Origin of the sequence: Mycolicibacterium frederiksbergense (assembly GCF_012223425.1) — a bacterium.
GTDB lineage: Bacteria > Actinomycetota > Actinomycetes > Mycobacteriales > Mycobacteriaceae > Mycobacterium > Mycobacterium frederiksbergense.
Genome location: NZ_CP038797.1, coordinates 230,988 through 244,754, shown reverse-complemented (window position 1 = coordinate 244,754; position 13,767 = coordinate 230,988). Strand labels below are relative to the sequence as shown.

Below are 13,767 nucleotides of genomic sequence, written 5' to 3'. Positions count from 1 at the left end.
GATCTTCATGAGAAGTCGGACCAACCCATACTCGGGTGACTAACGCTGGGGCAGTGAACTTTCGCAGCGTGCGGCCGTTCATACGCGCCAGGTTGGTGGCGATGCCTTATGAAGTCGGGACTGAAGGCTTCGGTTTGCCATTGATGGTCACGGCGACTTACTGGTTGACGCTTTCTCACCCGTACGGAAGGATACTCACCATGCGGTTCCGCGCCTCCCTGTCAACATTCGTCTTCGCGACGATTTTCGCTGTGTCGGCCGCTCTCGCTCCACCGGCTGTTGCCGCGATGGCTTGCGATCATCAATTCGGCTCGCCTCACCAACTGACCGACGCTGGAGGCGCTGTCGTCCAGGAGTGGATCGTCACTGATCTTCGGACATCCGCCGCCGTGCTGCCCGGGTACGAGGCTCGCGGTCAAGTGTGGGAAGCATCCGCCACCGTCCGAGCCGCAAGTGGCACGGTGACTCCCATAATTCCGAACCTTTATGCCGTCACCGCAGACGGGCAGCGCTACCCCGTTCTGTGGCAGATCGCCAGCCCCCAAGGACTTCCGGCCAGTACCCTTGGTCAGGGCCAATCCTCGACTGGGGCACTCTACTTCGATGTCACCGGCTCAGAGCCTATGGCGGTCATCTACGACAACGGCACCACCAAACTGATGTGGTGTTGCAACGGGTCCATGATGATGCCGATGGAGAACTGCCCCATGTGCGCTGACATGCAAGGCCCCTGCCCAGACTGTCGCGGAAAGATGTAGTCCGTTGGTTCTGTCGCGCTAATCCGCAGATGCGGTGGCCGAATGTGACGTCCACTCCCCGAAGTGGTTTTCTCTAGAAAGTCGGCGACGCCGTCATGGTCGCCAGCCCGTATATTGTGGCGGCGCTGGCGTTCGTGCGACGACTCAGTGACGCGACACGCGATATCGATGGATTTCCGTTGCTGTGGGCGTGATTCGGTGCTGGCCCGGTAGTGAAGCGCGGTGGCGACGTCTTCGGAGCGTCAACACCACGGCCCGACTTGCCGCCATAGCTGAGCCGGGTCAGATTGTTGCCAATCACGCCGCGGCGTCGGAGCTGCGAAACTCCGGGGGAGTAACAACGATCTCATTGGGCCCAGTCCAGTTACGCGACATCGCCTCGGCGGTTGAGGTGTTCGTACTCGGCGTCGGCGTCAGCCACCAAGAACATGTCGATCCGATATGCCGCGTGAACGTCAGTGCGAGTGCCGAGGCGTTGACCTGGGCATACGAGGGAGTGTCGTACCGGTTCTAATCGACGGCCTGTCTGCGCGAGTTCCAAGGGCGAACATCGCTGGGCTAAGGTTCTCAGATCTGCCAATCTTGAGCGCCGTCATTCTCGTTATATGTGCCGACGGAATTCTTCACCACGACCGGGTCACCGCTGCCGAAGTTGTCGAAGAACCACTGCGCGTCGGCTGGGCTGAGGTTGGGGCAGCCGTGGCTGACGTTGCGCTTGCCCTGGTCGGCGATAGACCAGGGGGCGCCGTGGACGAAGATTCCGGCGTTGTTGATCCGCACCGCGTCCTGAACCTTGAGTCGGTAGCCCTCCGGGGAATCGATTGGAACGCCGTAGGTCGAAGAGTCCATGACCATCTCGGCGAACTTCTCCAATACGTAATAGGTGCCGTTCGGTGTCTCATATCCAAGCTTACCCAACGACACTGGGATGGTCTTTACGAGTTGGCCGTTGCGCACGACCTCCATCTGATGGGTGGCATCGTCGATGGTCGCCACCAAAGCGTCGCCGGTGCGAAAGCTCGACTTGGTGCCACTGGCGTCGATAGTGACAGTCGCCTTGGCCGGCCAGAAGTCGAGGGGACGCCAACGCAGTTGGGTGTCGCTCATCCAGTAGAACTTACCGGGCACCGCAGGATTGGACGAAATATGGACGGCTTGTTCGGCCAGTGGGCGGTCGGCGATCGGTCGCTGAAAATTGATGATGACGGGCTTGGCCACACCGACCAGCGAGCCGTTGAGCGGGTTGAACGTCGGCGGCGCGAAGACCGGATCCCCGACATAGGGGGCTGAATTCTGGCCCGCCGGTGTTTCGCTGGGAAGAATCGATGTCGCGAACGGCTCACCCGGGTTAGGTGCTGGCGGGACAGTCGGCTCAGCGGATGCAGTCGCGCTCGTGAAGAGCGCAATGACTACTGATCCGGTGGCGACGACCGTGGTGAGGGAATGACGAATGAGATCCATGGTCTACCTTGTGCTCCCGCTACTGCGCCAAGGCCTTGTCGACCGCCGCACAAGTTGGCCGGCATCTTCGACCTGGCCCTGCGCAGTCACGGTGGACGCGACTTGAACTGAGAGGTAAACGCCCGCGCCGATGACCGCGAACGCGGTCAGCAGTAGTCGTGTGAGAGTGGCCACCAGTGCACTTCCTTTTGACTATGGCGGCCGTTGTCGCGCCACGGATTCTTGCGTGCGGCCGTGCATCCGACTATATACGTAGTAAGGCAGTAGATGGTTTGGCTGGCTAATCACGCGAACGCACAGGGTCACCGGGACCGCGAGCACCAGACTGAGTTCTGGGGGTTCCGGGGGCCACGCGTCGGGCTGCGCGTGCGGTGAAGTACATCGCGAACGGACCGGCGAAGAAACATCAGTTCGCTCGAGAGCCACACGATCGTGCCGACGGCGACCAGTGCCTGCCACCGCCGACACCGGCGGCGCGCAGGTGGTGCGCGAGAGCCGCCACCGCCTCAACGATCCGCAGAATGCCAAGGTCACCGTCGTGGAGTTTCTCGACTTCGAATGCGAAGGCTGTCGCGCCGCCTACCCTCTCGTCGAAGAGTTGCGCAACGAGTACGGTGACCGCGTCGAATTTGTCATGCGCTACTTTCCACTGTCAGGTCACTTCAACGGCGAACGCGCCGCGCGCCGTGGAAGCCGCCGCCCAGCAAAGCCAGCTTGAAGCGATGTACCGCAAGATGTTCGAAACACAGGCCCAGTGGGGTGAGCAGCGCGTACCCGCCGAGGACGTCTTCCGCGGTTTCGCTGCCGACCTCGGACTGGACACGGGGCGTTTGAGGCCGCCTACAACGATCCGGGGACGTTGGAGCGTATTCGCGTCGATCAGCAAGACAGCGAAGCGCAGGGTGTGATGAGCACGCCCACTTTCTTCGTCAACGGCCAGCAGATTGCGCCGCGTCGTGCCGAGGATCTGCGCGCCGCCGTCGAGGCCCCCTGCAGAACACGCCTTTGATGGCAAATTGCGACACGCGGGACGCATCCGGCCCACGACCTGCTGGCCGTGTTAGAGCTGAAACAGAAGAAAGCGCCTGCCTACTGCCCTTGGCGGCGCCGAATATTCGCCCTGTTCAGCGCCTTGGCGTTGCGCTCAGCGCCGATTGCCTGCGCGACCTGCGGCACCGCAGATCCGCAATGTGTGCTGAAACAGCGCATCGCGGCCGCCGAGAAGTACGTCGCCACCCGCCCGGGAACGATCGGGTCCGTGCTGCGCGACCGTGTCACCGGCGCGCGCTACCGCAGCGTCCCCGCCGGGACACCGAGCTGGACCGCATCGACAATCAAGCTGGCCCACGGGGCAGCAGTGGTCACCTAGATGCAGCGGGTCGACAGCTCACAGCAGTGGGGAGTCTGGGGCGCCGGTGCGGCGACGACGCTCGGCAACAAGAACGGCTGGTCACAGGAGCAGGGTGGCTGGGTGGTCAACTCTGTCGGCCTCGCAGGTCCGGACCAGCGCTACGCCCTGGCCGTTATGAACGGTCTGGGCGACGAAGGCGGGTACAACGACGGCGTCGAGACGACCACCGAGCTGGCGCGGATTCTGATCGGGTCGTGATTGCAAGGTCAGTCCGCCGGCTGTCTCGCGCATTCCGCTCCGCCGGCGTGAATTGCCATGCGGTGAGCTAATTTCGGACAGCGTGGAAGAACCGGGCCCCACCACGCTGAACCAGCGGGGCATTGCCCGCGCCTGCGCTGATACTGGGCAATTGAGCATGGCGGCCTGCGATGGGCGGATCGCCTGTGTTCCGCCGCGTGGCGCGACGCGTGTAGTTCGCTAACGTCCGCTTCGCGCAGCGGACGTTTCCAGGAGCTGGTCAACGGGAGCGTAGTTGTCCGTAAGCGTCTTGGCGTCGCCGACCCAGCGGCGCAGAACGGCTGCTCCCTTTAGGACCTTCCACTGCGTAGCGCGAGCATCCAGATCCATCTGAATGGCGCCGGAGTCGAGGACTCGATTGGAGGCAACGACTACAAGATTGCCCCCATCAGGTGCGGTCGCAGCATCCAGGCCGAGGTCGCGTGGTTCACCGGCGAGCAGTATGTGATTGAAGCTTTGCGTGAGGGTGGCGACTTCGGCGCGCGCAAAAGACAGCTCGCCGTAGTCGATGAGGTTGGCCACGTATATCCCGGTGTCGTTGAGCGCTCGGCGTACATCGGCGATCGCTTCGGAAGTCGTGAGATGCCACGGCACGCTGACGCCCCCGAAGGCGTCGCCGACAATCAGATCCCGGCTGCCTGCAGCGAGACGCCGCAGTCCGAGTCTGCCGTCTTCGACGCGGACGTCGATGCCGGCACCGGGTTGCAGCCCGAGCTTGTCGTGGTCGGTACGCACCACGCCACCGTCGATCTCGGAGACAAGGCTGTCGGTCCCGGGTCGGGTGGCCGCCAAATACCGGGGAAAGGTGAGCCCGCCGCCCCCGAGGTGATAGGCGGCCAAACGATGACCTGCGGGGAAGGCGGCGTCGACCACCGACGCAAGAGCGCGAACGTAGATGAACTGCAAAAGGGTGGGATCTTCGAGATCGACATACGAATGGTTCAGGCCGTCCAGAACTAGTGTGTGGCCGGTGTCGCGTTCGGGGTCGGCCACGACTCGAAGGCAGTGGTATTTGGTTTCGGTGTCGCAGCCGCCCGGCGCGACGTAGTTGGCGAGAGTGCCGGCGATAAGGATCAGCGCGAGTCCGGCGGCATTGATGCGGTTGAATCGGCGCATTCGCCACTCGACGACGGCTCCGCCCAGAATCAGTAGCGCCCCGAGTCCGATCAGGATGACGCTGACCGGCAATCGCGAAATCAGCACGAATCCAGTTAGGACGGTGCCGCCGATTGCACCGACCGTGCCGAGTCCGGACAACTGTCCGACAACCGTGCCGGTGTGGTCGATGGTGGTCAGGCGGAGCTTTGTCACCATCGGTGTCACCGCGGACAGGAGGACACCCGGCACCAGGATGGCCAGCGAGGCAACGATGAGTAGCAGCGGAGGCGCCAATTCGGCCGCCATGCGCAGCATGGCCGGCGTGAGCGCCACAACGGCGCCCGACCCGCCGAGCGCGGATCCGATGAGCTGGCGCGGATCAATGCGATCGGACATGCGGCCGCCGGCCCACGAGCCGAGAGCTATTGCCGCGAGGGCGATTCCGATGACGAGAGTACTGGTCTCTAGTGTCAGACCTAGGTACGGGGCCAACAGCCGCAGGGCGGTGATTTCGACCACCAACACGGCGGCCGCCGCCGCGACCACCAGCGCCGCCGCGGCGCGGGAGTCCAGGTTGGGCAGCGGGCATGGCCCCGCCTGATCGTCGGGCGGTGAGGTCGGTCCGGTCACCGGTCCATCCTTCCAAACGCAAACCAGCTGGAGCGGCAAGGCCGGAAGCTGGGGCGCCTTACTGATATCACACGAGGCGAGCACGACGCCTCCTGGTTACTGCAGGTCGACTCCGGTACGCGCCGACGGGGGCGGATGCCAAACATCTCACGGAGCGCCTTGATGGCGTGTGAGCTGTCACTGAACCCGGCTGCGTGAGCTGCGTCGGTAGATGGTGATGCCGTCCCTGGGTACTCTATTGCGCGGATCAACCGAACCCTCGGGACATCGACTGAGAACGGTAAGCCGACATCTCGGGCGAACAGACGGCCTAACCCGGTCTAACCGCGGCCTAACCCGTCGGGGATCGCATGGTATCCGCCCTCTCAGTGAGTCGTACTGTCGTGACGTCGAGGTTGATGGCAAGGACCGCGACGCCTACCGCGGCAGCAATCCCGACCCTGCGACTCGTTGTGCGCTGCTGAGCTGGCGGATCGGCGGACACTACGACCCTGAGGGGGGATACCAGTTGCGGATCGCTGCCGCGAACTGTTCGGGGGCATCGGAAGGCACGAAGTGGCCGGCACCTTCGACGATGACGGTGTGGTGATCGGTGAAGGTCTGCTCCCATCGTCGCAGTTCAGTGTTCCCGAAGGCGAAGTCGGCGTCGCCCCAGATGATCAGCGTCGGTAGTGCCGCGATATCGGGTAGTCCGGCTTCGACGTCGGCGAGAAAGGCTCGGCTGACGGTGATTTCACGGGGAAAGACCGCCGATGCTTCCCGCCGCGCGGGGCTGTCGAGGGCCTTCTGATAATGGGTCATCTGTTCGGTGGTGGGCTTGGTGAGTCGGTGCCCGATGGGGATCATGACGTTGACGAAGAGGTTGAGTTGTCGGATCAGCAACCGTCCTATCGGGCTGCCCATCACATGGGACATGATCTGCACGAGCGGCGCAGCGACCGGCCAGGCCCAGGTGTTGGTCAGCACCAATCGGTCAAAGACCTCCGGGCGCTGTTGCACCGTCGCCAATCCGATCGGTCCACCCCAGTCATGTGCCACCAGCGTGACCCCGTTGAGGCCTAGCGCGTCAACGAATTTGCCGATTGCCTGGGCGTGCTCTGTGGGCAGGTACCGGTATTCCGGCGCGGCCACGGATAGCCCAAATCCTGGGTACTCGACTGCGATACAACGGAATTCGCTGCGCAGGGACGCTACGACCTTGCCGTAGTCGAACGACCAGGTCGGGTTGCCGTGCAGGAACAGCAGCGTGGGGCCCGAGCCTTCATCGACGTAGTGGAGGGTGTGCCCATCGATATCGATGAACCTGCTGTCGAACGGGAACAACGTGTCATCGACCCAAGCGGGTCGCTCTGCACCTGGCATGTTCATCCCCTCGACGTGTGTAGGATGATATAAGCAAGCATGGTTTAAATTAGCAAGTGGATGTGTGATGAGTCGAGATTACGGTCAGTACTGCGGACTTGCCCGGGCCCTGGATGTGGTCGGTGACCGGTGGAATTTGTTGATCGTCCGCGAGTTATTGATAGCGCCCGCGCGGTTCGGCGAGCTGCGGGAAGGGCTGTCGGGTATCGCGACGAACCTGCTGACCGACCGGCTCCGAGACTTGGAGGCAGCCGGCGTGGTCGAGCGGTGCTTGTCCGATGGCGCCAACGCGATCACCTACGCCCTCACCCCGTGGGGCACCCAGCTCCGCGAACCCGTCAACGCACTGGTCCGATGGTCGACGCCGCTGATGATCCGCGGACCCGAAGGAGATAAATTCCGTCCAGACGGGCTCTTGGTGGCACTTCCCGCGCTGTTCTCGGGGCGCATGCCGATTGATCAGTCCGTGGCCGTGGGAGTCACCGTGGACGGCCTGACGCTCCAACTGAGCGCCACCGATAACGGCATCGACGTCAGCAGACCCGACGGCCGTCAACTTGACGCCGTGCTGACCGCCGACGGGCAGCTTGTACTTGGACTAGCGGCGGGCTTGTTGTCACTGGATGACGTCGCCACGCTCGTCGGCATCGACGGTGTCAAATCCGCCCTACAAACATTTTTCAACGCGCCGAACTCCTCCGTCGACATCACCCGGTGATCTCAGGCTTCTCCTCGAAGCGTTTCTGCGAGCGACCAAATCGGCCGGGGCCATCTTGACCTGGTGACCAGCAGCGTCCGCCTGAACTATCAGACTCGAGGGCCTGTCAAGGTCGGTAGTGTGAGCAGCCAAGAGTCGCGTCGTACATCGCAAAATTGGCGCAACCGTACCGTTCCGACTTTCGCCACTTAGATGACCAAAAACGCTCCGCCATCTCCGTGACTATCATGGAAACGCACAGCTAGAAGCGGCGACGTTCGCCATCCAGTTTGACGATCGACAGCGCCGGCGCGGCTGCTGGTGGTTGTTCTGTTCGGCCCAAGGGTTGGCTGTGGAGGCGGCGTCATTCGCGATAGGTGGTGGTTTGCCCATAGTCCGGCGCAAGATGAAGTGTGATCGCGCTGTGCCCGCTATGACTGAGTTGAGCGGAATGCGTTGTAGTGGGCTCCGCCATACTTGCCCGGTGGGGGTTTTAGGTTCGGCGCTAGCCAACCGGTGTTTGTCGATCTGCGCGCCACGCGGCGGCATCGGCCTGTGAAGCAGATACTGGTCGCCGCGGGCCTGGCGCTGGCGGTTGCGCTTCTGCTGACTCCGGTGCTGATCCGGGTGTTCACTCGGCGGGGGTTGGGCCAGCCGATTCGAGACGAAGCCCCGGAAAATCACCAACGCAAACAAGGCACGCCGACGATGGGCGGCCTCGCGATCATCACCGCGATCTGGGCAAGCTACCTGGGTACACACCTCGTTGGGCTCACCTTCGGTGGTGGCGGGCCGTCTGCATCGGGGCTGCTGGTGCTCGCGTTGGCCACCGCCCTTGGGGCTGTCGGTTTCGCTGACGACGCTGTTAAGTTGCGGCGTTCGCGCAACCTCGGCTTGAACAAGAGGGCCAAGAGCGCTGGCCAGCTGGTCGCGGCAATCCTTTTCGGGGTACTCGCCCTGCAGTTCCGCAACTCCGATGGTCTCACTCCCGGCAGCCTCGACCTGTCCTATGTGCGCGATATCGCCGCGTTCACCATGCCGCCGGTGGTGTTCGTGGTGTTCTGCATCATTTCGTCTCGGCGTGGTCGAACGCGGTCAACCTCACCGACGGCCTGGACGGGCTCGCGGCAGGTGCCATGGCCATGGTGGCCGCGGTCTACGTGCTCATCACCTTCTGGCAGTACCGAAACGCGTGTGCCCTCACCGCGGACCCCGGTTGCTATCAGGTCCGGGATCCGCTGGATCTGACCCTTGTCGCCGCGGCGACAGCGGGCGCCTGTATCGGATTCCTATGGTGGAATGCCGCCCCCGCCAAGATCATCATGGGCGACACAGGTTCGCTTGCACTGGGCGGCATCATCGCCGGACTGTCGGTCACCAGTCGCACCGAGATCCTGGCCATCATCCTCGGGGCACTGTTCGTAGCCGAAGTCGCCTCGGTCGTCATCCAGGTCATTTCCTTTCGCACCACCGGCCGCAGAGTCTTCCGAAACTCTCCGCTGCATCACCATTTCGAGATGATCGGCTGGGCAGATGGCGTGTTCCCGTTGAATGAGCCCAACCAGTTTTAGAGTCCTGTGGCCCCATGTCGGGCGAGAAGGGACGATGAAACGTATGGCTGGTCGGAAGCGGAATTCCGCAGAAGACATCGTGCGCAAGTTGCGCCGAGCAGATGAGCTGGCCGCAGAAGGCAAGACCGGCGAGGAGATCGCCGGCGAGCTGGAGGTCTCGCCGGCGACGCTGTACAACTGGCGCCGTTCCTACGGCGGGATGGACACCGACGCCGCCAAGGAGCTCAAGGAGCTGCGCGAGCAGAACGCCCGGCTTAAGCGGCTACTCGCCGAAGCCGAGCTGGTCAAAGACGCCCTGCGGGAGGTCGCTAAGGGAAAATTCTGAGCCCAGCTGCCAAGCGCCGCGCCGTCGAGATGCTCGCCAATACGTTGGGCATGTCGGAACGGTTGGCGTGCAAGGCCGTTGGGCTGGCCCGCTCCACCTGCCGTCGCCTGCCGTTGGCACAGACCCCGACCGATCCGGACGCCGAAATGAGGGCTTGGCTGCGCGCCTACGCCACCAAACACCCGTGCCATGGGTTCCGGCGCGCCTGGGCGGCGTTGCGCTACGACGAGCGCCGTGAGGTCAACAAGAAGAAGATCCACCGACTGTGGCGTGAAGAGGGTCTGCAGGTGCGCGTGCACAGCCCCGTAAGCGGGCCGGCGTTTCCTCGGTGCCGCCGATCGTCGCCGATGCGCCGAAGGTGGTGTGGGCGATCGACTTCCAGTTCGACTCCACCGTCGACGGTAAGGCCATCAAGATCGCCTCGATGATCGACGAGCACACCCGCGAGTCGCTGCTGAACCTGGTTGAGCGCTCCATCACCGGCGAGCACCTGGTCGAGGAACTGAAAGCGGTGTTCGCCGCCCACGGCGGCCCGCCGAAGGTACTGCGGCTCGACAATGGCCCGGAGATGGTTTCCCAAGCGCTGCAACGTTTCTGCGAGCACAAGACCGGGATGGTCTACATCCCGCCGGGCTGCCCGTGGGACAACGGCTACATCGAATCCTTCAACAACAGACTCAGGAAGGAGTGCCTCAACCGCAACTACTGGACCACCCTGTTCGAGGCCCGCGTGGTCATCAGCGACTTCAAGGACGAGCACAACACTCGACACCGTCACTCGGCCCTGGGCTACCGCACGCCGGCCGAGTACGCTGCGGCCTGCGGGTGTACCCACACCCCGGTGGCCTGCAGCATCAACTGAGAACGGATCAAACCAACCCGACTCTAGAAACGGGTGGACTCAGAAACGGGGACTCGCCACAGAGACCACGCTGACCATCCGATTCTGGCTGATCGCTGCCATCGCCTGCGGCCTCGGCGTTGCGCTGTTCTACAGCGAATGGTTAACAGGTGCCGGAACCTGAGCGCCCGGAACGGCTGGCATCGTGGTCTCAGTCGATGATTGTGGGGGCGTCACGTAACCGTGACAGCGCCACGGCAGGTAGGACTGGCGACAATCGCCATCCACTTTGATGATCGACAGTTATTGCTGCCACTCTGCTTGTCCTCAACCTAGGTGTATCCGATCCGGCCGGTGCCTGCACGCGGGTGTTGGAAGCGAGACCAGGCTTAGGATTGGACGTGCCCTACGTGCCCTCCGAGGCTTGGGTATCCGCCTGGTCCAGTTGGCTGCCGATCGCGCTGAGGAAGGTCGCCATGGCTGGTTTGGAGAGTCCCTCGGGTAGAAACTGAAGTTTGTGAGGCTCGCCTTGCCCTTGATCTTCATAATTCGCAATACGGCCGTTGGATTGGCGTCGGTAGTCCGAATTGACGTCGACGAGGTTGAGGTACTCGAGTACTCGGTGAGATTCGAAGGCATCCTCACCCAATCCGTATCGCAGACTGCGGTTTTCGCCTGAAAGTGGAAGTGGTTGGGCGCCGTGCTTCGATAGGTTTCGGATTGTGATCAGCAGGAGCGCCAGTTCGGTGTCTTCGAGGACGTAGATCCAGCCTTCGGTGAACAGCGTCAATGGCACGGGGAATGACTCCTCGGCGGTTGGAACGCGATAGAGGTCGGTTCCGCGGCCGGGAAGGATGTCGTCTCTTTGCAGAAGGAACCCCTCGTATCTGCCCTTTGTGCGCGAACTGTTGGGCAGGTCGACGAGATCCTCAGCGTGAAGCCGTTTGAGGGTGCTCTGCAGCTGACGCTCGATCTTGTCCATGACGCTACGTCGGGTCTTGCCGACGCCGGAGGCTACGGCGGCCGTGGCGACGTAGTCAGTCCATGCCTTATCGATCGTGCTGTCTTTCCGCCGCAGAGGAACCGGGTTGTCAGGTCTTGCTCCGGCCCGGGTTCGTGACTGCGCTTCGAGCAGCGATATCAGATAGAACTTCAGGGCAAGACCGTTTGGCGACATTAGTCGGGTCGCTGGGGGCCTGAGCTGTGGCGGGGGTGCCTTGCGGCCAAAGGATGTCGGTGAGCGTGGTAGATGCTCAACGCGGACGAACCCGTGTCGTAGCCGCAGCGCATCCGCGGTACACAATGCGGCCAGCGTCTGGAGATGGGTTGTTGCCTCGTCGATCGAGGACCTCATTGTCTCCAGTCGAGCGCACCGTCGTTTCAACGTGAGGCGCTCCTTGCCCCGCGGCGGACGAGACGGGCTCAGCGAGAAAAAGACGCGACCAGCCTCAGTAATAGTGATCTCCATCACAAAGTCCGATCGGAATCCAACGCCTTGTACCGAACGTCTTAACCCGACCGAAAAATGGCGACGCCATTGACGTGGACGATGTCGATAGGTCGGGTTAAGACGTTGATTCAGGTTAGCACCATCTGGTGGCGAGGGGGCGTACAAAGGTGTTGTTGCAGTTCAGCGGCGTAGGGGTTGGCATTCTTCCCCCTTGTCGACGGCTTGCACGAGTGCGGCCTTCGGGGGTGAAGACCCCGAAGGCCGCGGGTGTCGCCCCTGTCGAAAGACATCTCACGAAGTTAAAAGTCAAGCCCGCGAGCTGGAGAGGAGGTGGGAACGCAACATGTTCGTCGTAGGGATGGCCGGTGTGCAGGCAGTGATGCAGCTGGCCGAGGAATTTGTTGAACAGGTGTCGTTGGGCTTGGTGGTTCCAGTCTCCGGCGGCGCGGCGAGCATCGAAGTGGCGGCGGGCGCCCGGGGAGGCCCGCAACGATGCAAGCGCCCAGATCGGGCCGACGGCGTTGAGGCGCCGGTTCTTGATGTGCCGGTGCAGAACAACGGTTTTCTTGCCGCTGGCGCGAGTGATGGGCGCGGATCCGGCGAACGCTTTCAAACCGCGTGCGTCGGCGAAACGAGTACGGTCATCCCCGATCTCTGCGAGCACCCGGGCACCGGCCAGCATTCCCAGGCCGGGGAAGCTGGTGATGATCTCGGCGTCCGGGTGCCGCTCAAAATGGGCGATCGACGCCTCAGCCAGTGCGTCGGCGGCAGCGCAGGCCGCGTCGAACTGGCCCAGCAGCGCGGTCAGGTGAATGCCCATCGCGTTCTCCACCACCGGCGATTGGTGCAGGTAGGTGTCGGTGAAGATCTCGCGCAGCCGTTCGACATCGCGGTCGAGGTAGCGTTTGCGGCCGGCCTTGATCAGCAGCCGACGCAACCGGGCCGGGGTCAGGTTGGCGGCCTGGGTGGGCGTCGGTGCGGCGGCCAAGATGGTGCGGGCATCGGTGCGGGCCAGCCCGCCCTCGGGCAGGCCGGCGAAGGCGATCAGAGCGGCCGGGTAGAAGTCTTTGAGCAGGTCGCGGATCTGGTTGCCGACCTGCTGGCGGGCCCAGACCGCATCCTGCTGGGCGCGGGCCAACACTCGTATCGCTTGGGCAAGTTCGGTATCGGCGGGCAGGGGGCGGTGCGCGTCGGGGTCGGTGCGCACGATGTTGGCCAGCAGCACCGCGTCGGTGGCATCGGATTTGGCACCCGAGACCGAGTATCGGGACCGGTAGCGCGATGCCGCCAGTGGGTTGATCGGGTAGATCACCCGGCCGGTTTCGCGCAACGCTGCGACGAACAGGCCTCGGTCGGTTTCGATCCCGATTGGGATCGGATCTTCGGCGGTGTCGCCGGCTTCGGCCAGCAGCGTGAGCAGGGCGGTCAGTCCGGCGGCGTCATTGCCGACTCGGCCGCGGGCCACCACTTTGCCCTCGTCATTGATCACCGCGATGTCGTGATGGGCTGTCGCCCAGTCAATTCCGCAATACAGTCCCAACATTTCCTCATTCCGTTGATCGATCGTCGTGCCGTTACCGGTGGATTCACGCGGCGCCCTAATCGTGGGACTCGAAGGTCCGTCATCTCACTAGCCGTCCGTGACTCCAGCTCACCGCAGGACTTCGTTCTGTCGAAGAGCTCAAGGCTCGGGAACAACCATCGGGAAGTAGACCCTGCGGCAGGCTTGGGCAACGGAATCCCACCACCTCACAAGGGGGGTCTGCCGCCAGACACGCCGTTCTTTCGTAAGACGTCTCGCGTCGGGAAACTCCAGGCATCACCTGACGGCAGACCCCGCACGGAACAGACCCCCGGTCTAGGACCGGACAACCTATCCCTACAAACGATTAGGAAACAACTGTTATGACGATACGCCGGACGGGC

Annotated in this window: 8 protein-coding genes and 5 pseudogenes; 7 read left to right on the top strand and 6 right to left on the bottom strand. The window is 63.0% G+C overall.

Annotated elements, in window-relative coordinates; genetic code table 11:
• Nucleotides 1-200: 200 nt before the first annotated feature.
• Nucleotides 201-758: an MPT63 family protein gene (locus EXE63_RS01295; protein WP_436277455.1), complete on the top strand. Its 558-nt coding sequence runs from the start codon at nucleotides 201-203 to the stop codon at nucleotides 756-758.
• A gap of 567 nt (nucleotides 759-1,325) precedes the next feature.
• On the opposite strand, the gene EXE63_RS01290 is transcribed toward EXE63_RS01295, so the two are convergent.
• Nucleotides 1,326-2,219, bottom strand: a complete 894-nt coding sequence (locus EXE63_RS01290; protein ID WP_168140481.1) for a L,D-transpeptidase — start codon at nucleotides 2,217-2,219, stop codon at nucleotides 1,326-1,328.
• Nucleotides 2,220-2,676: 457 nt separating this feature from the next.
• Here EXE63_RS01290 and EXE63_RS01285 point away from each other — a divergent pair.
• From EXE63_RS01285 to EXE63_RS33565, 3 genes and pseudogenes are all read left to right on the top strand, one after another.
• Nucleotides 2,677-3,228 (top strand): annotated as a pseudogene (locus EXE63_RS01285) (DsbA family protein); the annotation flags it as partial.
• Nucleotides 3,229-3,411: 183 nt separating this feature from the next.
• Complete coding sequence (locus EXE63_RS33570) at nucleotides 3,412-3,588, top strand: hypothetical protein (protein ID WP_436277444.1); 177 nt, start codon at nucleotides 3,412-3,414, stop codon at nucleotides 3,586-3,588.
• Entirely contained in the window at nucleotides 3,589-3,828 is a 240-nt protein-coding gene (locus EXE63_RS33565; protein ID WP_436277443.1) for a hypothetical protein, read from the top strand. It abuts the gene before it with no gap.
• 219 nt (nucleotides 3,829-4,047) lie between these two features.
• Here EXE63_RS33565 and EXE63_RS01275 read toward each other — a convergent pair whose 3' ends face one another.
• From EXE63_RS01275 to EXE63_RS01265, 3 genes and pseudogenes are all read right to left on the bottom strand, one after another.
• A complete protein-coding gene (locus EXE63_RS01275) occupies nucleotides 4,048-5,595 on the bottom strand; it encodes a fused MFS/spermidine synthase (protein ID WP_168140480.1) in 1,548 nt (515 codons plus the stop codon).
• Nucleotides 5,596-5,723: 128 nt separating this feature from the next.
• Nucleotides 5,724-5,909, bottom strand: a pseudogene (locus tag EXE63_RS32675) (helix-turn-helix domain-containing protein); the annotation flags it as partial.
• A 169-nt stretch (nucleotides 5,910-6,078) separates the two neighbouring features.
• On the bottom strand, nucleotides 6,079-6,957 hold the full coding sequence (locus EXE63_RS01265; protein ID WP_168140479.1) for an alpha/beta fold hydrolase: 879 nt from the start codon (nucleotides 6,955-6,957) through the stop codon (nucleotides 6,079-6,081).
• A 67-nt stretch (nucleotides 6,958-7,024) separates the two neighbouring features.
• Between EXE63_RS01265 and EXE63_RS01260 the strand changes: the two genes are divergently transcribed.
• From EXE63_RS01260 to EXE63_RS01250, 3 genes and pseudogenes are all read left to right on the top strand, one after another.
• Nucleotides 7,025-7,675 (top strand): winged helix-turn-helix transcriptional regulator, encoded by a 651-nt coding sequence (locus EXE63_RS01260; RefSeq protein ID WP_168140478.1) that lies wholly within the window; start codon nucleotides 7,025-7,027, stop codon nucleotides 7,673-7,675.
• Between the two features lie 534 nt (nucleotides 7,676-8,209).
• Nucleotides 8,210-9,189, top strand: a pseudogene (gene mraY, locus EXE63_RS01255) (phospho-N-acetylmuramoyl-pentapeptide-transferase); the annotation flags it as partial.
• A gap of 79 nt (nucleotides 9,190-9,268) precedes the next feature.
• A pseudogene (locus tag EXE63_RS01250) lies at nucleotides 9,269-10,412 on the top strand (IS3 family transposase).
• A gap of 385 nt (nucleotides 10,413-10,797) precedes the next feature.
• On the opposite strand, the gene EXE63_RS01245 reads toward EXE63_RS01250, so the two are convergent.
• Both EXE63_RS01245 and EXE63_RS01240 read right to left on the bottom strand, forming a co-directional pair.
• A complete protein-coding gene (locus tag EXE63_RS01245) occupies nucleotides 10,798-11,373 on the bottom strand; it encodes a hypothetical protein (protein WP_168140477.1) in 576 nt (191 codons plus the stop codon).
• Nucleotides 11,374-12,154: 781 nt separating this feature from the next.
• Nucleotides 12,155-13,384: pseudogene (locus EXE63_RS01240) on the bottom strand (IS110 family RNA-guided transposase); the annotation flags it as partial.
• Nucleotides 13,385-13,767 lie beyond the last annotated feature (383 nt).